Genomic DNA, 20,200 nt, shown 5'->3' on the forward strand with positions numbered 1-20,200 from the left:
GTTATACTGTTTCTAATTCTTCAACCATTACTTCACCTTTAGCTAAACGCTCTAAGGCTCTTTTATACTCAGTTGGCATTACTTTTACAAAGCTGTTTAAGTTTGTAGACCAATCAGCTAAAATTTCTTTACCTCTATTACTATCTGTGTATAATACGTGTTTTTCAATCAATCCTTTTAAGTCAGCAGCATCATCAGACGAGATGTCTTCAAATTCAATTGTTTCAGTATTACACAATCCGTTAGTGAATTTATTTTCAGGATCGTAAATGTATGCAATACCACCACTCATACCTGCAGCAAAGTTTCTACCTGTATTACCAAGTACAACAACTTTACCTCCTGTCATGTATTCACATCCATGATCTCCAACTCCTTCTACAACGGTAGTTGCTCCAGAATTTCTTACTGCAAAACGCTCTCCTGCAATACCATTGATATAAGCTTCTCCTTCAACAGCTCCGAACAAACAAACGTTACCAACAATAATATTGTCTTCTGCTACGAAATCAGCTTCTGCTGGTTTCTTAACAATCAATTTTGCTCCAGATAAACCTTTTCCTAAGTAATCGTTTGTATTACCCTCTACAGTGAAAGTTAAACCGTGAGCACTAAATGCTCCTAAACTTTGTCCTGCAGAACCTGTGAATTTAATGTTTAACGTGTCTTCAGGTAAACCTAAATGTCCGTATATTTTAGAGATCTCGTTACTTACAATTGCCCCTACAGAACGATCTGTATTGATAATTGGGTATTCAAGTGCCATTTTTTCTTTTCTATACAATGCGCGGTGTGCATCTTTTAAGATTTGGAAATCCATTACATCATCCAAACCATGGTCTTGCGTCTCGGTATTTTTTACAGGCATTTCGCTGTAAGCAGCTGGTCTGTGTAAAATAGCAGATAAGTCAAGTCCTTTTGCTTTGTAATGTTTGATTGCTTTGTTTGCATTGATTTTATGCGTTTGACCAACCATTTCTTCCAATGTTCTGAAACCAAGTTCAGCCATAATGCTTCTCAATTCTTCAGCTACGTAGTAGAAGAAGTTGATTACGTGCTCAGGAGTTCCTTTAAAGTTTTTACGTAAATCTTTATCCTGAGTGGCAATACCAACAGGACAAGTATTCAAGTGACACTTACGCATCATAATACATCCTGAAGCTACTAATGGTGCAGTTGCGAAACCAAATTCCTCAGCTCCTAATAAAGCAGCAATAGCAACGTCACGTCCAGTTTTTAATTGACCATCACATTCAACAACAATACGAGAACGTAAATTGTTCAATACTAATGTTTGTTGCGCTTCAGCCAATCCAAGTTCCCATGGAAGACCTGCATGTTTTAACGATGTTAAAGGAGAAGCTCCAGTACCACCATCGTATCCAGAAATCAATACTACATCTGCTTTTGCTTTAGAAACACCCGCAGCAATAGTACCAACACCTACTTCAGAAACCAATTTTACATTGATTCTTGCAGCACGGTTTGCATTCTTTAAATCGTAAATCAATTGAGCTAAATCTTCAATTGAGTAGATATCGTGATGTGGAGGAGGAGAGATCAACCCTACGAATGGTGTAGAGTTACGAGCATCTGCAATCCATGGCAATACTTTTTCACCAGGCAATTGTCCACCTTCTCCAGGTTTAGCCCCTTGGGCCATTTTAATTTGAATTTCTTTTGCGCTTGACAAATAATGTGAAGTTACACCAAAACGTCCAGAAGCAACTTGTTTAATAGCAGAGTTACGACTATCACCATTTACATTTGGTTGGAATCTTCTTCGGTCTTCTCCACCTTCACCAGAATTTGATTTTCCACCAATTCTGTTCATTGCAATAGCAAGATTTTCATGTGCTTCTCTTGAAATAGACCCGTATGACATTGCTCCCGTTTTAAAACGCTTAACAATATCTGTCCATGGTTCTACTTCGTCTAATGGAATCGGATCTAAGTTGTCGAATTCAAACAATCCACGAATTGTCATTAAGTTTTCAGACTGTTCGTTTACAGTTTTTGCATACACATCATAACTAGCTTGATCACTTAATCTTACAGCTTGTTGTAATTTAGCAACAGTTGTAGGGTTGAATAAATGTCTTTCTCCGTTACGTCTCCATCTATAATCTCCACCAATATTTAATCCTAATCGGTTTTTGATTTGCGTATCTGGATATGCGTATTTATATCTTTCGTTGATTTCTTTTTCAATTTCATACAATCCAATACCTTCGATTCTTGAAGCTGTGTATGGGAAGTATTTTTCTACAAATTGAGAGTTGAAACCTACAATTTCGAAAATTTGAGAACCTCTGTAAGAATGTAAAGTAGAGATTCCGATTTTGTTCATTACTTTTAAAATACCTTTTCCAATTGCTTTATTGAAATTGTCAACGGCTTTTTGCTCGTCCATTCCGGTAATGAAACCTTGCTGTACTTGTAAACGGATAATTTCGTTTACCATGTATGGGTTGATGGCACTTGCACCATATCCAAACAAAGTTGCAAAATGATGTGGCTCACGTGGCTCAGCAGATTCGATAATGATATCGAAGTACGAACGCTTACGCAAACGGTTCATTTGATGGTGTACATATGAACATGCTAATAGAGAAGGGATAGGAGCAAACTCCTTATTTACACCTCTATCAGATAAAATAATAATGTTCGTTTTTCTTTCGAGAGCTTTTGTGATTTGTGTGATGATGTTATCCAATGCATCTTCCAAACCATTCAATCCTTTGTCTTTCGGATACAACATTTCAATGGTCTCAGCTTGGAAACCTTCAATGTCAATATCTCTTATTTTTGCTAAATCATTGTTAGAAATAACAGGATTTTGAATTCTTAGTTTACGGCATTGTCTTTCGGTAATGCTGAAAATATTTCTGTCTTTACCAAGTGCCAAACTAATATCAGTAACAATCTCTTCACGGATTCCATCCAATGGTGGATTGGTAACCTGGGCAAATAATTGTTTGAAGTAATTAGAAATCAATTGAGGTCGATCTGATAAAACAGCTAATGGTGTATCGATACCCATTGAACCTAATGCTTCCTTACCAACTTGTGCCATTGGTGTAATTACTTCTTGAATATCTTCAATTGTATAATTGAATAAACGTGATCTCGTTGCAATGTCTAATGTTTCAACTGGACACTCCGTACTTGTTTGAGGTACGTCTTTCAAGTGTAATCTTGTTTTGTCTAACCATTCTTTATAAGGTCTTTCAGAAACAATCTTACTTTTAATTTCTTCATCTTTGATAATACGACCTTCGTTCATGTCAACCAAGAACATTTTTCCTGGCTCTAAACGACCATGCGTATCAACATCTTCTGGTGCTACCTCTACAACTCCAATTTCTGAAGCCATGATTAACTTACCACTTTTTGTAACTGTGTATCTAGAAGGTCTTAAACCATTACGGTCTAATAATGCTCCAACATAATCACCATCAGTAAATGGTACAGATGCAGGTCCATCCCAAGGCTCCATCAAGCATGCGTTGTACTCGTAAAATGCCTTTCTTTCTTCAGACATTGTTTCGTGTTTTTCCCATGCTTCAGGAATCATCATCATCATTACTTCTGGTAATGATCTACCTGTATGTGTTAATAATTCAACTACCATATCCATAGAAGCAGAATCTGATTTTCCAGGTAATATGATAGGGAATAATTTTTCTATCTGTGGACCAAATACATCACTTTTCATGATCTCTTCACGAACACGCATTCTACTTACGTTTCCACGCAATGTATTAATTTCTCCATTTTGACACATATATCTAAATGGTTGCGCTAACTCCCATGCAGGCATCGTATTTGTAGAGAAACGTTGGTGCACCAATGCCAAACGAGTAACCAAATCAGATTGTTGCAAATCTGTATAGTATGGTCCAATGTCTTCTGGCATTATAATACCTTTGTAAATCAATGTTGTGTTTGATAAACTAGGTACATAAAAATAAGAGCTTTGAGAGATTTTTGAACTTAATATAGTGTGTTCTGTAATCTTACGAGCAGCATATAATTTTGCTTTGAAAATATTTTCTTCAATAGCTTCTTTCTTACCGATAAATAATTGTTCGATATTAGGTTCAGATGCCAATGCAATTTCTCCAAGTTGAGTAGAGTCTACAGGTACAGTTCTCCAACCCAAGATTTCAAGACCTTGTTCTTTGATTTCTTTTTCGAAGACATCCTTACAATATTGATATTGGTTTTCTACTTTAGGTAAGAAAACCATTCCAACAGCATATTCTCTCTGTGCAGGAATTTCGAATTCACAGACTCTATTAAAGTAGTCATGAGGGATATCAATCAACAATCCAGCTCCATCTCCTGTTTTTCCATCAGAACTAACACCTCCACGGTGTTCTAGTTTAACTAAAATTTCTAATGCATCGTGAATTATTTGGTTCGTTTTTTCACCTTTTAGGTTACAAATAAAACCTGCTCCACAATTTTCGTGTTCAAATTCCGGTGTATATAGACCTTGTTTTTCTATCATAATCTTGAAAATAAGAACGCAAAATTACATAATTTCAATGTTAAAAACCAATAGAATGGCTATAGAAAAAATAAAAATGTATTTATTACAAATTTGTAGTTGGATTATTATTGATTGTTGAAATATTATATATGAAAATAGGGAACATTTAATTTTATGTGTAGTCGCAGCTTTTTTATTGCGAATACTTAAATCAAACTACATCGTTGTAGATTTTTTGATAATTTCTATTCCTGTATAAAAAAAGCTCCTTTAACATGTTAAAGGAGCTTTGTGCTAAATTTTAAAGATCAAATCTTTATAGGATAAGTGTTTTAATGGTCATTCATTCTGAAGTCAGCATAAGCACTCATTCCGTGTTCTGCCTCATCAAGACCCTCAATCTCTTCTTTCTCAGAAACTCTTAGTCCCATAGTCTTCTTGATGATTGATAATATAATAAACGATGCTATTAAACAGAAAGCACCAACGATGGCAACTCCTGATAATTGAATTAAGAATTGTTCTACGCTAGCTTTGGCTCCGAAGATACCAACAGCCAATGTTCCCCAAATACCACAAATTAAATGCACTGCAACGGCTCCAACTGGATCGTCAAGTTTTAGTTTGTCAACCATGGCAACGGCTAGGACAATAATGATTCCTGCTACGATTCCAATTAAAATAGCATCAGTAGGTCCCATTAGGTCAGCACCTGCTGTAATACCAACTAACCCACCAAGTATTCCGTTTAAGAACATGGTTAAATCAAAGTTTTTGTAAAGTATTTGTGAAAAAGAGAATGCACCAACTCCACCTGCGGCTGCTGCCAAACAAGTTGTAACAAGTGTTAAAGAAGTTAATTCTGGGTCTGCTGATAAAACAGAACCACCGTTAAATCCAAACCATCCTAACCAAAGAATCAAAACTCCTGCTGTGGCAAGTGGAATGTTGTGACCTTGAATCACTTTTGGGTTTCCGTTTTCGTCAAATTTACCGATACGTGCACCTAGCAACCAAATAGCAACCAATGCTGCCCATCCACCAACACCGTGAACGAGTGTTGAACCAGCGAAATCATAGAAACCCATGCTGTCTAAAAATCCACCTCCCCATTTCCATGCGCCAACAATCGGGTATACTAGTCCAACGTATACAAGAGTGAAAACCATAAAACTCGTTAGTTTGATTCTCTCTGCAACGGCTCCAGAAACAATTGTCGCTGCTGTGGCTGCAAACATTCCTTGGAATAGGAAGTCTGTCCACCAAGTATAACCTCCATCAGCGTATTCTGGAGTCATACCTAATTCAGGTGCGGCAATTCCGAAACCAGCAAATCCTAAGACTCCGTCTCCTATGATGTTAAATTCACCTGGGTACATTAAATTAAATCCTCCCAAGCAGTATAAAAGTAGTCCTACACAAATAATAAAAACATTTTTGAATAAGATATTGATGGTGTTTTTTTGTCTAGTTAGTCCGATCTCTAAGAAAGAAAAGCCTAAGTGCATGAAGAATACCAATGCAGTACATAGCATCATCCATATATTGTTTGCTGTAAATAATCCTGTGTCCATAATATATAGTGTTATCTTATTTTAATGTTTCTTCTCCTTTTTCTCCTGTTCGAATTCTGTATGCAGTGGTTACATCAGATACAAATATTTTTCCATCACCTATTTCACCAGTACCTGCAGATCCAAGAATGGCATCGATAGTAGCTTTTTCGAAATCGTCATTTACAACAATTGAAAGGTGACGTCTTTGTATGTCACTAGTACTGTAAGAAACTCCTCTGTATACATGTCCTACTTTTTCATTTCCTTGACCTGTTACGTCCCAGTAACTAAAGAAGTTTACGTTTACAGCATGTAGTGCTTTTTTTACTGCAGAGTATTTTGATTTTCTAATGATTGCTTCAATTTTTTTCATGATTTGAAAGTTTTTAGTGGTGAATTATGGAATGAATATTTACAGGCCATAAGTTAAAATATTTTTTAGAAAGAGTAAGTGTTAATGATCGAATATGATGATTTTTTTAGGATAGAATGAAACTATTGTATTAAAAAATAGCGAACCCGTAAAACAAGTTCGCTATTTATATGTGATTGAAATTGATTAGTCGTTGTAAACTCCAATTCCGTGTTCGTGTTTGTCTAATCCTTCGATTTCTTCTTTTTCAGAAACTCTCAAACCGATAGTTTTCTTTAAGATGAAGAATACGATAGCAGAAGTTACAATTGCCCATGCCATGTAAGAGAAAGCACCGATTGTTTGAGTGATGATGTCTCCATCAGGAGCAAAAACACCTACTAAGATAGTACCTAAAGTACCACAAACACCGTGTACAGAAATTGCACCTACTGGATCGTCAATTTTTAATTTCTCATCGATAAATGTAATTGCCATAACTACAGCAACACCACCAATTAATCCCATGATTGCAGCAGATCCTGCAGAAACGTTAGCACATCCAGCAGTAATAGTTACCAATCCTGCTAAAGCACCGTTTAAAGTCATTGAGATATCTGGTTTACCATAACGTAACCAAGTGTACAATAAGGCAGCTAAAGCACCACATGCAGCAGCTAAGTTTGTGTTAATTAAGATGCTACCAACAGCTGTAACGTCATCAGCAGAGCTAAATGCCAACTGAGAACCACCGTTAAATCCGAACCATCCTAACCAAAGAATCATTACCCCTAAAGCACCTAATAAGATGTTGTGACCTGGGATCGCTTGAGATTTTCCGTCTTTGTATTTTCCAATTCTTGGTCCAACAAAGATAGCTCCCATTAAAGCAGCCCATCCACCAACAGCATGTACTACAGAAGAACCTGCGAAATCGATAAATCCTAAAGTGTTTAACCATGCGTTATCGTCAAATGGCCAGTACCAGCTACCAGAGATTGGGTAGATTAATGTAGTAATGATTAAAGAGAAAATTACATAAGCAGTAAATTTAGTTCTTCCTGCTACAGCTCCAGATACGATAGTTGCAGCAGTTGCAGCAAATACAGTTTGGAAAAATAAGTTGTAAAAATCATCTGCGCTAAAAAAGAAATATCCTTGCTCTGATGGACTGAATCTTCCTAGGTAACCTCCTAAGTTTAATCCTTCACCATACATAATTGCATATCCTACAGCCCAGAATCCGATTGAACCTACAATTAAGTCCATTAAATTTTTCATGATGATATTACCAGCGTTCTTAGAACGTGTAAATCCTGTTTCTACTAAAGTAAATCCTGCTTGCATAAAGAATACTAAGATTCCGGCAATGATGATCCATAAGGCATCCATTGATGCTCCTAATGCTTCCATAATAAAGTGTTTTTTGTTGTTTTGTTAATTTTTTTATTTCAAAGTGTCACCACCTTGTTCTCCAGTACGGATTCTGTATGCTTCACTAATGTCTGATACAAATATTTTTCCGTCTCCTATTTCTCCTGTAGATGCTGCTTTTAAGATAGCATTGATTGTTGCTTCTTCGAAATCGTCATTTACTACGATTGATAAGTGACGTCTTTGGATATCACTTGTACTATAAGCTACTCCTCTATAAACTTGACCAGTTTTTTCGTTACCTTGTCCAGTTACGTCCCAGTAAGAAAAGAAGTTTACATTTACTTCATGTAAGGCTTTTTTTACTTCAGAATATTTAGCTTTTCTGATGATTGCTTCAATTTTTTTCATGATATAAGTGTTATGTTTTTAAAATTACGGACTGTATTGCTACAGTCCGTAATAGATACTTTGTTTTTCTTAGAAAGAGTATACAGCAGCAATAGTGATTGCAGAAACGCTTTCTTGAGTAGGGAATGCTTCGATTAATCCGTCTTCTGAAGAGTCATATCTGAATTCAGAAATAACTTTTAAGTTCTCAGTTAAAGAAGTGTTAGCAGTTAATGTCAATGCCATTACATCTCCAGTTACTCCAGCAGCTTTAGCTTGGAAGAATTCTGGACGTAATCCTAATGCGAAAGAATCAGAGAAAGAGTTCTCTAAGTACAATGCAGCTCCAGTGTATCCTGAGTCAGCTTCTGCTGAATTTGCATAAGCAGCATTGATTCCTAAGTATAATGATTCAGAAATATTGAATCCACCAGTATAGTCAATGTATAAATCATCATTTGTTGCGTTAGCACCTGTAGCACCATAAATAATGTTTAAGTATTGTCCTTTGTATCCAACTTGACCACCAACTTGCATGTCTCCAGTTACGTTACCATCAGCACTTGAAATACCATGTGCGTTTGTAACAGCTAATAAGAAAGATAAGTCTTCAGAGGCAGCATAGTCAAATTTAACCCCTGTATGAGAAAAAGGACCTGCGTTGAATAAGTAAGATACTGAGTAGTTAAAGTTAACTGCTGGAGAGATTACTTCGTAACCTAAAAATGTATTGAACTGTCCAGCTGTAACTGTTAATTTGTCGCTTACATTGTAGTAAGCATATAATTGGTTGATAGCTCCTGCCATGTTCGCATCGTCTGCTCTTGGTCCCCAAGCTAAATCAGCAACAAAACCAGCTTTTTCGGTTTCATATCCTAAAACTACGTTAGCCATACCTAAACCAAATGCATTAGCGTTTTGAGGATTAGCGATTAATAGACCAGGAGTTCCTGCTCCGTCAACAAAGTTTGCTGTTCCGTAAACATCAACAGATCCAGAAATGCTTAATGGACTTTCCTCCTGTGCAAAAGTAACTGCGCTTGCAAGTAATAATGCTGATAAAATAATTTTTTTCATTTTTTGATAATTTAAATTGATAATTGTGTTTCGATTAATACATGGCAAATATACGTAGTTTTACGTAACTGCAAATTTATTTATCAAAAAATTACGTATTAATTACGTGGTGTCGTTAAAAAAACACAGTGTATTTTGTGAATTATCTAATTGATTAACTTCTGAAGGCTTAAATTAATGGCAAAGATTTTGAAAAAAATAAGTTTTATTGATAATATGATAAAAATACGTGTTTCTTATTTTTTATTTGATTTTTTTGAACTTTGAAAAGAGTTTGATTCAAATATGATAAAACGCAGGTTTAAACCATATTAAATGTCATTTCTGTATACTGCGTAAAGGTGTGTTATTGTGAAATTACAAATTAAACTAGTTCTTAGGAAGTCATTTTTACTTAGAATTTGATAAAATTACTATGTAATGTTACGATATGTTATGAAGATGTGTCTTTTTTACGTAAAAAATGTCTTTTTAGGCTGGTAACTACGTAATTACAGGTACGTAATTTTGTTTAGACGGGTAGGTGTTTGACAAGTATTTTTATAGATACGAATAAAATTAGGATGCCCGTTGCTCTTTTTAGTGATATTGGGTTGATGAACTTCATACTTAACCTCGTGCCGATTTGACCTCCAATAAAGGTTGTACATGCCAATACCGAGACCAGTGAAAGGTTGAGTGAGAGGCTAGGGTTAGAAAATTGCCCTGACAAACCTGCAATAGAGTTGACAAGAATGAATATACTTGCTGTTGCTGCAATTTTTTTTGATTGATCCCATTTTGTTAGATGCAGTAATGGGGCTAAGAAAATCCCTCCTCCAATTCCTACCAGTCCCGAAACAAATCCAATGATTCCACCTATAGATAGATTTGTGGCAATGTTTTTCTTTTGTATAGCATCTTTCTGGGTATCTTGTTTGTTTGTCAGCATGGCTATGCTTGCGATGAACAAGGTGACACCGAGCAATATAAAAAATAGTGTTTCTTCAATATGGATATAACCACCAATAAATGCCATAGGGATACTAATGAGTACCAGAGGCAAAACTTTTCGATAGTTGTAGTATCCTTTTTGATGGTATAATATATATGAGTTTGTTACAACAACAATATTACATATAAGTGCTGTTGCTCTGATTTCAGTATATGCTAAGGATGTAAGTGCTAAAATCGCTAAATAACTTGATCCACCTCCGAAACCAACAGATGCATAAAGTATGGCAATTGCGAGAAAGGAAAGTATGATGTTCCAGTTGGATAAAAAGATTTCTGTAAAGTCCATGTCTCAATTATGAATGCAAACATACTTAAAAAATTAGTGTTGTGTAGTTTGTACTATTTATTGTGTTGTTCGTAGAGTGCTTTTTTATTTTATATGAAGATGAATTAGATTCGTGAGAGTTTTACTAGGAGGTGTATGTTTCAAATTTAGGGGGTGTTTTGTTTTCTTTTACAGTCACGTCTTTATTTATCGAATTAAAATTATATTTTTATCTTCTAACCAAACTAAACTTATTTTATGTCAAAACAGAATTTAAAAGAGTACTGGAAAGAAAACTTGAAATATTTAGCCATATTGCTACTTGTGTGGTTTGTGGTTTCTTATGGATGTGGTATTTTATTTGTAGATGAATTAAATACAATACGTGTTGGAGGTTTCAAGTTAGGTTTCTGGTTTGCGCAACAAGGGGCAATTTATGTTTTCGTTATTCTAATATATGTATATATCAGATTGATGTCTAGATTAGATAGTAAATATGAAGTTAACGAATAAATAGATAGTTATGAGCGCACAATTGTGGATTTGGATTTTAGTTGGATTGACTTTTTCTCTATATATAGGTATCGCTATTTGGGCTAGAGCAGCATCGACGAAAGAATTTTATGTAGCAGGAGGAGGTGTTTCTCCTATTGCGAATGGGTTGGCAACTGCTGCTGATTGGATGTCTGCTGCATCTTTTATATCAATGGCAGGTTTGATATCTTTTAGTGGCTATGATGGTTCTGTTTATTTAATGGGGTGGACTGGTGGATATGTGTTGTTAGCTTTGTTGCTAGCGCCATACCTAAGAAAATTTGGAAAATTTACGGTGCCAGATTTCATTGGAGATCGATATTATTCTAACGTTGCAAGAACTGTAGCTGTTTTTTGTGCGTTGATTATTTCGTTTACTTATGTGGCTGGACAAATGAGAGGCGTTGGATTGGTGTTTTCGAGATATCTTGAAGTTGACATCAATACAGGTGTACTTATTGGAATGGTTATTGTGCTATTTTATGCAGTCTTAGGGGGGATGAAAGGGATTACATATACGCAAGTTGCACAGTATTGTGTGTTGATATTTGCGTTTATGGTACCGGCAATTTTTATCAGTTTTCAAATGACAGGTCATTTGATTCCGCAAATAGGTTTTGGAGGAGAAGTTTCTGAAGGAGTATATTTATTAGATAAATTAGATGGTTTACACAGAGAGTTGGGTTTTCATGAGTATACCTCAGGTTCAAAATCAACGATGGATGTGTTTTTTATAACAGCTGCCTTAATGGTTGGAACCGCAGGTTTACCCCATGTCATTGTACGATTTTTTACAGTTAAAAAAGTTAGTGATGCTAGAAAATCTGCAGGTTGGGCGCTTTTATTTATTGCGATTCTATACACTACAGCACCGGCGATTGCTGTGTTTGCTCGTACAAATTTAATTGAAACTGTAAGTAATAAAGAGTATGATGAGCTTCCGCAATGGTTTGAAAATTGGGAAGTGACAGGTTTGTTGCAATTCAATGATAAAAATGGAGATGGGAAAGTGCAATATGTTGCTGATCAAGAAAAGAATGAATTACAGGTTGATAGAGATATTATGGTATTGGCTAATCCTGAAATTGCAGATTTACCAAATTGGGTAATCGGTTTGATTGCTGCAGGTGCTTTGGCAGCTGCTTTGTCAACTGCTGCCGGATTATTATTGGTAATCTCTGCGAGTGTTTCACATGATTTGATAAAGAAAATAGTAAAACCAGATATTTCTGAAAAAGGTGAGTTGATTGCGGCTAGGGTTTCTGCTTTTTTGGCGGTAATTTTAGCAGGATATTTTGGAGTAAATCCGCCCGGATTTGTTGCGGCGACTGTAGCATTGGCATTTGGTTTAGCAGCTGCATCGTTTTTTCCAGCCATTGTTTTGGGGATTTTTTACAAAAGAATGAATAAGGAAGGTGCAGTCGCAGGTATGGTTGTAGGAGTGTTGTTGATGCTGTTTTATATGACCAAATTTAAGTTTGGTTGGTTTGGGGGTGGAACACAAGAAGATTGGTGGTTTGGAATTTCTCCTGAAGGATTTGGGACGTTTGCAATGTTGGTGAATTTTACGATATCCATAGTTATTTCAAAATTTACACCAGCTCCACCAATGGAAGTACAAGATATTGTTGAAAATATAAGGATACCAAGTGGTGCAGGTCAAGCACATGATCATTAAAAAAATAGAAACAAATAAAAGAAAATAAAGAGATGAGTAATTATCATATAAAACATTTAGAAGAGTATTATAAGGTATATAGAAAATCAGTAAGAGAGCCTGAAGTTTTTTGGGAAGAAATTGCCGAAGAACATTTTGTTTGGCGCAAGCGATGGGATAAAGTGTTGTCTTGGGATTTTTCAAAACCAGAGGTTAAATGGTACGAAGGAGCAAAATTAAACATTACAGAAAACTGTATAGATCGTCATTTGAGGACCAACGGAAACAAAACGGCCATTTTATTCGAGCCAAATAATCCGGATGAAGAAGCACAGCATATTACTTATAATCGATTGTATGAAAGAGTAAATCAATTTGCGAATGTTTTAAAAAGTCAAGGTATTCAGAAGGGAGATCGTGTTTGTATCTATTTACCCATGATTCCTGAGTTGGCCATTTCAGTATTAGCTTGTGCTAGAATAGGAGCAATACATTCAGTTGTTTTTGCTGGGTTTTCGTCAACTGCTTTAGCAACTCGTATTAATGATTCGGATTGTAAAATGGTGATTACTTCTGATGGTTCTTACAGAGGAAAGAAAACTATTGATCTAAAAGGTATTGTTGATGAGGCTTTGTATGAGTGTCCAGGTGTGTCAAATGTATTGGTTGTAAAGAGAATCAATAGTGATATTGACATGAAAGAGGGTAGAGATCAATGGGTACAACCTTTGTTAGATGCTGCATCTAAAGAATGTGAGCCTGAAATAATGAATGCAGAAGATCCATTGTTTATATTGTATACGTCTGGTTCTACAGGTCAACCCAAAGGTATGGTTCATACTACAGCGGGATATATGGTGTATACTGCATATACTTTTAAAAATATTTTTAACTACAGATCAAATGATGTGTATTGGTGTACTGCTGATATAGGTTGGATTACTGGACATAGTTATATCGTTTACGGACCTCTTGCAAACGGGGCGACAACAGTCCTTTTTGAAGGAGTTCCAAGTTATCCAGATTATGGTCGTTTTTGGGAAGTTGTAGAAAAGCATAAAGTGAATCAATTTTATACAGCTCCAACTGCAATCCGTGCTTTGGCGAAAGAAAAGTTAGAGTTCGTAAATAAATACGATTTAACTTCCTTAAAAGTTTTAGGTTCTGTAGGTGAGCCAATAAACGAAGAAGCATGGCATTGGTATAATGATAATGTTGGGAAAAAGAACAGTCCGATTGTAGACACTTGGTGGCAAACAGAAACTGGTGGAATTATGGTTGCGCCATTGCCTTATGTAACGCCTACGATTCCTACTTATGCGACCTTGCCATTCCCTGGAATTCAACCTGCATTGATGGATGAAAATGGAGAAGAGTTACAAGGAAATCAAGTAGAAGGGAGATTGTGTGTAAAATTTCCTTGGCCTTCAATGGCGAGAACTATTTGGGGCAATCACCAAAGATATAAAGAGACATATTTTTCTGCATATGAGCAAAAATATTTTACTGGTGATGGTGCATTGAGAGATGCTGTTGGTTATTACCGAATAACAGGTAGGGTAGACGATGTAATTATCGTGTCAGGTCATAATTTAGGAACTGCTCCAATTGAAGATGCGATTAATGAGCATCCTGCAGTGTCTGAATCTGCTATTGTTGGTTTTCCACATGATATCAAAGGGAATGCTTTGTATGGTTATGTGATTCTTAAAGAAACGGGAGAATCAAGGGTACATGAAAATGTTAGTAAGGAGATCAATCAGATAATTACTGAGCACATAGGGCCAATTGCTAAGTTAGATAAGATTCAATTTGTTTCTGGACTACCGAAAACTAGGTCAGGTAAAATTATGAGAAGAATTTTAAGAAAAATAGCGAGTAATGATACTTCAAATCTAGGTGATACATCTACCTTGTTGAATCCTGAAGTTGTGGATGAAATAATTGAAAATGTAATCAAATAGCTATAATGATTTTATAAAAAAAAGCTCCTTTTATTTAAAAGGAGCTTTTTTTAGTAATTCATCGGATTGATAAATAAGTCTTTGTACTTCATTTTACCATCTTTGTTCAAACGAGGTAGTATTTTCAGAAAAACAAGTGCTGTTATAAAAGCATCTCCAGCTGCAGTATGTCTGTCTTTGGGCGTGATCTTTAATTCTTGAGCAATTTCATCAAGGCTGTATTTTTTATTCGGGTCGATGATGTTTACTATGTGTTTTGATCTTTTAAATAGTATTCCAGTGTCAAGAACATCATTTTTTAGTCTTCCGAGTTTGTGGCGTTTTAACGCTTGGTTTACAATTCCAATATCAAAGCCGGCGTGATGTGCAACCAAAACACTATCTTTTATGTAGTCTAAGAATACGATTAGTGCTTCTTTTTCTTCGAGTTTGGTGACTTTTTCTGTTTTTAAAATTCCATGAATTTTTACCGTGTCTGCTTTGAAAACATCTTGGTTGAGGTAGATTTCTAGTCCGTCTTTAATGATAATTTTATTTTGCTTAACAGTTGTGCATCCGATGCATAAAATCCGATCTTCTTTAAAATCAAAACCCGTAGTTTCTGTGTCAAAAACTACAAACCTAGTGTTGTCAATTGTGCGTTGTTTTTTCGAGTTAAAATGTGCGCAGTAATTTTTCCAGAATTCTGGATATTCTTTTTTGCTGAAGTTAAAAAAAGGAAATTTCATTTTAGAGCATTTGTTTAAGGTTGAATCGAATGATTAATAGTTCTTGAATTTCCTTAATAGGTTTAAATGCACGTTTTAGCTTAAGCTTTTCTGTTTTACTTAACGATTCTAAGTTGATTAATTTACCTGAGTCATTGTTGATAATACCTTGTTCGGTTTTAAATTTTAGTAAGGTTCTAAATGCTCTTGCACACGAATTGTATAAGTCTTCATTTTGAGGTTCTAGTTCAGCGAGTTTCTTATAACGATTCAATGTGTTATTGCTGTTTTTTACGTTGTGGAATAGAATCAAAATTCTAGCAGCATCAATCAGTGGCATCAGCGCTCTAATCTTTATGTTAAAAACTTCTTGATGTTCACCATTCGTTTCGACGATAAATTGTCTGAAAAAACCAACAGGTGATGGTTTGTCAATTACGTCTTTTGCGAGTTTAGAAAGAAAATATTTGTTCTCATTGATGGTTTTGAAAAGACTTCTTCCTAGCTTTTCTGTCAGTTCTTTTTCTCCATAGATATATTCATAATCAAAAAAGATAGATGATAATAGTGTTCCTGCTCCGTCTGGGTTTAAGATCCAATCATTGAATTGTTGTTTCCAGTTGCTAAGGGAGTTACACCATTTTGGGTTGCTAGCCATCATGTCGGCAGGGCAATATTCGTAGCCAATCGTGTTGAGGTATTTTACGACTTTGATGGATAGATTGATGAAATACTCTTGTGTTTCTTGGAATTTAGTTTGCGGAACATCTTCAAAAATTAATGCGTTGTCTTGATCAGAGGTTAATAATTGTTCTTTCCTTCCCTGACTCCCTAATGACAACCATGTGAACTTTACTGGAGGTGGTGTGTCCATTTTTTTTAGGCAAAGTTCAATACTTCTGGAGATAATGACAGTATTGATTTCTGAGATTATATTTAAGATATGCGGGAAAGGGAGTTCTTGTTCTAAGTAGGTTTTTAAAAGTAAATGTACTTTTTCTCGAATGGTTCTTAGGTGTTTAGATTTTTTCGCGCGATTGATTTCTTTGATTAATACAGATGGATTGTTTCCTAGAGATACTATCAAATCATGGAGTGATAAGATGCCCATGAGTTTTGATTTTGGAGTTCCGTCTTTTGTAATGCAAATATGACTCGTAGCATGTTTTAGCATTGCAATATGAGCTTCAGGGATTGTAATTTCCTCTGTAGAAGTTATGACAGGACTACTCATTATATCCTCTGCTTTGCTAGAAATTTTATAATCGCCTGTTGCTACTTTATCTCGCAAATCCTTACTTGTTATTATTCCAATAGGTTTTTTGTTTTTTGCAACGACCATGGCACCAATGTGTTGGTCTCTCATGCTTATGGCAATTTCTTTTACTGTGGTGCTTGCTTCACAGGTGATAGGCTTTTTAGTGAATCTTGCATTTTGTATATTGAAAAGATCATTGTTTGTTTCCTTTTGAATGTATGACGAGATATTTCCTCTTCCCTCTATGATGGATGCGTCTTTGATATTAGAAGCAAAACTTGTGATAAGGTAGTTTTTTACATTTTTGTTGCTTTCGCTTAACGGCTTAAATATCTCAAGTGGAATCCCATAAATAATTGATTCTTCGTTTGTTTCCGCATTCAAAAGATAGTTTTCTTGTGTCATCAATGGACGTAGTCCAAAAATATCTCCTTCATCGCAAATGTCAATGATATTTTGTTCTTCGTTGTCAACTTGTGATAGTTTAACAGCTCCTTTGTTTACGATATAGAAATACGAATGAGGTTTGGTTTCTTTGTTGAAAATAAATTTTCCTTTTTCGAGATATAACACTTCAACTTCTTCAGAGATCGCTCTTAGTTCTTGTTTTTTTAAAAGGTTGAACGGAGGGTAATTTTTTAAAAAATCGGCTATTCTTTCTGCGATGGTGTTTTTCATAATCTGTTTTATGCGAATTGGTTGATGGCGTTGAAAATTCTATTGTAATAGAGTTCTCCGTGAGGTACGTATTGCGATGTGTTGTTTTTTAATTCAAATTTTAAAACATCTAAAGGGATTAGCTTGATTTTAGAAACTTCAGATTGTTGAATAGTTAAGTTTTCTAAAGGAGCGTTTAGCTTACATATATAAATATGATGCAGTTCGTGATCAATTATTCCATTTGCGTGTTGGTTTTTGTGGGTACTTGTGCCAATATTTCGCAACTCGTTTTCTTCGATAGTGAGACCTATTTCTTCTTCAATTTCTCTAATTGCTGCCGTCTTAGGTCTTTCTTTGTAAGCGATGTGACCTGCAACCGAAACATCCCATAAGTTAGGGAAAGTGTCTTTGGTGGGGTGTCTTTGTTGAACTAATAGCTGTTTGTTTGAAGTGTAAAACCAAATGTGTACGCTAGCATGATATAGCCCTTTTTGGTGTGCAATTGATTTTAAACATTTTTCGCCAGATGGTTTGTTGTCGTTATCTAATAGTTCAATGTATTCGTCCATATTCTAAAAAGAGGTTACCTCGTATAAAGGTAACCTCTTTGATGTTTATTTGCAAAATAGAAATGTGTTATTTGAAATAGCTAAAAGTTTCGCCTTCTTCAATTTTTAGCAAACTTTCATAAATCAGTCTGATTACATTTTCTACATCGTCTTTGCTAACCATTTCTACTGTAGTATGCATGTATCTCAATGCTAAAGATATCAATGCAGAAGGTACACCTCCGTTACTGTAAGCAAAAGCATCAGTGTCAGTTCCAGTGGCTCTTGATGAGGCATGACGTTGAATTGGTATTTCGTTTTCTTCTGCTGCTTCAATAATCAATTCACGTACATTGTGTTGTATTGCGGGAGCGTATGAGATAACGGGTCCGTCACCACTTTTTGTTTCTCCTTCAGTTTTTTTGTCAATCATTGGAGTTGTTGTGTCGTGACACACATCTGTTATGATGGCAACATCTGGTTTTATGGTTTCGGTAATCATTTCAGCACCTCTAAGTCCGATTTCTTCTTGAACTGCATTTGTGATGTATAGACCAAATGGAAGTGTTTTGTTGTTTTCTTTTAATAAACGAGCAACTTCAGCAATCATAAATCCACCCATTCTGTTGTCTAGTGCTCTACAAACAAAATTGTTTTCGTTTAAGATCATGAATTCATCAGGATAAGTGATTACACAACCTACATGAACACCTAAAGCTTCAACTTCTTCTTTGTTTTTACATCCGACATCAATAAAAATATTATCTAGTTTAGGAGTGTCTTCTTGTTTGCCTTTCAATCTAGTGTGTATTGCCGGCCATCCGAATATTCCTTTTACAATACCTTTTTTGGTATGGATGTTTACTCTTTTTGATGGAGCGATAATGTGATCACTACCACCATTTCGAATAACATAAATAAGCCCTTCAGGAGTAATGTAGTTTACATACCAAGATATTTCATCAGCATGCCCTTCAATTACTACTTTGAATTTAGCATCAGGATTTATTACCCCAACAGCAGTTCCATACGCATCTGTAATAAATGTGTCGACATATGGTTTTAGGTAGTCCATCCATATTTTTTGACCCTCGCTCTCGTATCCAGTAGGAGAGGCATTGTTTAAATATTTTTCTAAAAAAGTGATCGAGTCTTTAGTAAGTATAGATTTTTTACTCATATAATATAGGTTTCTCTTTGAATTGTTATTTGTTCCAAAAGTACTGAATAGTTTTCTCAGTTCAAATAGCTGTTATTACTAAATGCAGTAGTTGTTTGTTCTTGCTTTAGAGTTGTTGTGTTTTTCTAGTCAGTAAAGATTAAATTATATAAATTTGAAAATCAATATACAACTATGAGTAGAGTATTTTTTGTTGTGCTGTTTTTACCTTTGGTTTTGTTTTCTCAAGAGAAAGACTCCTTGGATTTAAGTCAGTACACGTTATTTGAAAATGATAGTTTGATATTGGAGCTTGATGAAATTCAATTATTACCAAAGTTAGAATTTACATCCTATAATAATAAGAGGTACTATTACTGGTTTCGTAAAAAAGTACTACGCGCATACCCTTACGCCAAAATCGCCTCTGAAGAATTGTTGAAGTTGAATAAAGAACTCGACAGTATTAGCTCTAAACGTAAGAGGAAAAAACATACGAAAAAAGTCCAAAAATATTTAGAAAAAGAATTTACCCCACAGTTGAAGAAGTTGACTAGAACTGAAGGTAGGGTGTTGATTAAGTTGATGCATCGAGAGACGGGGAAGGTGACTTATGATTTGGTTAAAGAGTATCGAAGTGGTTGGAAAGCTTTTTGGTACAATACAACCGCGAACCTTTTTAAGATGTCTCTAAAAGATGAGTATGATCCGGTTAATGTTCAGGAAGATTATATGATAGAAGATGTTTTACAACGTGCTTGGCGTGATAATTTAATAGATTTAGATAAGTCTAAACTTGATTTTAACTTTGTTTCTATTAAGAAAAAGTGGGATTTGGGTTTTCCTCCAGATTATAAAAAATAATCTTATCAGTTTTCTTGTTGTTGTTTTTTGTAAATGAATCTATAAATATGTTTAGCTTCATTCGTTTTACTTGTTTTTTTTCTAGTCGTAAGTTGCTTGTTTTAAGAGGTGTAAAAAAAAGTATGCAAAAAAACATAAAAAAGGTTGCAAAAAGGCTTGTGGGAATGAAAGTTGATTGTATATTTGCAGCCGCTAACGAACGGGGCATAAGTCTTAGATTAGTTGGCGAGAGTTCTTTAAAATGCTGGTTAGATTTAAGATTAAGAGGTTTAAAAAAATAATTAAAATTTTATTTTTTTATATTGAAAAAAGGTTTTAGATTTGCAGCCGCTAAGCGACAG

The 20,200-nt window shown here is 35.2% G+C and carries 15 protein-coding genes; 4 read left to right on the top strand and 11 right to left on the bottom strand.

The genetic code is table 11. The features are described 5' to 3' along the window. Position 1 precedes the first annotated feature (1 nt). The 7 genes from gltB to F6P99_RS09025 all read right to left on the bottom strand — a co-directional run bounded on the left by gltB (position 2) and on the right by F6P99_RS09025 (position 10,529). Positions 2-4,516, bottom strand: coding sequence for a glutamate synthase large subunit (gltB, locus tag F6P99_RS08995; RefSeq protein ID WP_226913051.1), 4,515 nt, complete (start codon positions 4,514-4,516; stop codon positions 2-4). A 314-nt stretch (positions 4,517-4,830) separates the two neighbouring features. Continuing rightward, the gene (locus F6P99_RS09000) at positions 4,831-6,072 is read right to left on the bottom strand and encodes an ammonium transporter (protein WP_152287137.1); all 1,242 of its coding nucleotides are present in this window, start codon (positions 6,070-6,072) and stop codon (positions 4,831-4,833) included. Between the two features lie 16 nt (positions 6,073-6,088). After that, positions 6,089-6,427, bottom strand: a complete 339-nt coding sequence (locus tag F6P99_RS09005; protein WP_152287138.1) for a P-II family nitrogen regulator — start codon at positions 6,425-6,427, stop codon at positions 6,089-6,091. Between the two features lie 186 nt (positions 6,428-6,613). After that, positions 6,614-7,819, bottom strand: coding sequence for an ammonium transporter (locus F6P99_RS09010; RefSeq protein ID WP_152287139.1), 1,206 nt, complete (start codon positions 7,817-7,819; stop codon positions 6,614-6,616). Between the two features lie 33 nt (positions 7,820-7,852). Next, the gene (locus F6P99_RS09015) at positions 7,853-8,191 is read right to left on the bottom strand and encodes a P-II family nitrogen regulator (protein ID WP_152287140.1); all 339 of its coding nucleotides are present in this window, start codon (positions 8,189-8,191) and stop codon (positions 7,853-7,855) included. Positions 8,192-8,260: 69 nt separating this feature from the next. Then, a complete protein-coding gene (locus tag F6P99_RS09020; protein ID WP_152287141.1) occupies positions 8,261-9,247 on the bottom strand; it encodes an outer membrane beta-barrel protein in 987 nt (328 codons plus the stop codon). 511 nt (positions 9,248-9,758) lie between these two features. Further along, on the bottom strand, positions 9,759-10,529 hold the full coding sequence (locus F6P99_RS09025; RefSeq protein ID WP_152287142.1) for a sulfite exporter TauE/SafE family protein: 771 nt from the start codon (positions 10,527-10,529) through the stop codon (positions 9,759-9,761). Positions 10,530-10,766: 237 nt separating this feature from the next. Between F6P99_RS09025 and F6P99_RS09030 the strand changes: the two genes are divergently transcribed. From F6P99_RS09030 to acs, 3 genes are read left to right on the top strand one after another with little or no spacing between them, the layout of a single operon-like run. Next, on the top strand, positions 10,767-11,021 hold the full coding sequence (locus F6P99_RS09030) for a DUF4212 domain-containing protein (protein WP_152287143.1): 255 nt from the start codon (positions 10,767-10,769) through the stop codon (positions 11,019-11,021). A 10-nt stretch (positions 11,022-11,031) separates the two neighbouring features. Beyond that, the gene (locus F6P99_RS09035) at positions 11,032-12,720 is read left to right on the top strand and encodes a sodium:solute symporter family protein (protein WP_152287144.1); all 1,689 of its coding nucleotides are present in this window, start codon (positions 11,032-11,034) and stop codon (positions 12,718-12,720) included. A gap of 14 nt (positions 12,721-12,734) precedes the next feature. Then, positions 12,735-14,663 (top strand): acetate--CoA ligase, encoded by a 1,929-nt coding sequence (gene acs, locus F6P99_RS09040; RefSeq protein ID WP_317162578.1) that lies wholly within the window; start codon positions 12,735-12,737, stop codon positions 14,661-14,663. Positions 14,664-14,713: 50 nt separating this feature from the next. Here acs and F6P99_RS09045 read toward each other — a convergent pair whose 3' ends face one another. The 4 genes from F6P99_RS09045 to F6P99_RS09060 all read right to left on the bottom strand — a co-directional run bounded on the left by F6P99_RS09045 (position 14,714) and on the right by F6P99_RS09060 (position 19,016). After that, positions 14,714-15,391, bottom strand: a complete 678-nt coding sequence (locus F6P99_RS09045) for a 3'-5' exonuclease (RefSeq protein WP_152287146.1) — start codon at positions 15,389-15,391, stop codon at positions 14,714-14,716. 1 nt (position 15,392) lies between these two features. Next, entirely contained in the window at positions 15,393-17,306 is a 1,914-nt protein-coding gene (locus F6P99_RS09050) for a DUF294 nucleotidyltransferase-like domain-containing protein (RefSeq protein ID WP_152287147.1), read from the bottom strand. Between the two features lie 8 nt (positions 17,307-17,314). After that, positions 17,315-17,857 (bottom strand): NUDIX hydrolase, encoded by a 543-nt coding sequence (locus tag F6P99_RS09055; RefSeq protein ID WP_152287148.1) that lies wholly within the window; start codon positions 17,855-17,857, stop codon positions 17,315-17,317. A gap of 67 nt (positions 17,858-17,924) precedes the next feature. Further along, entirely contained in the window at positions 17,925-19,016 is a 1,092-nt protein-coding gene (locus tag F6P99_RS09060; protein ID WP_152287149.1) for a M42 family metallopeptidase, read from the bottom strand. 174 nt (positions 19,017-19,190) lie between these two features. Between F6P99_RS09060 and F6P99_RS09065 the strand changes: the two genes are divergently transcribed. Beyond that, positions 19,191-19,859 carry a DUF4294 domain-containing protein gene (locus F6P99_RS09065; RefSeq protein ID WP_152287150.1) on the top strand — a complete coding sequence of 223 codons (669 nt, stop codon included), beginning with the start codon at positions 19,191-19,193 and terminating at the stop codon, positions 19,857-19,859. Positions 19,860-20,200: the final 341 nt, after the last annotated feature.

Origin of the sequence: Flavicella marina, assembly GCF_009193215.1 — a bacterium.
Classification (GTDB): Bacteria; Bacteroidota; Bacteroidia; order Flavobacteriales; family Flavobacteriaceae; genus Flavicella; species Flavicella marina.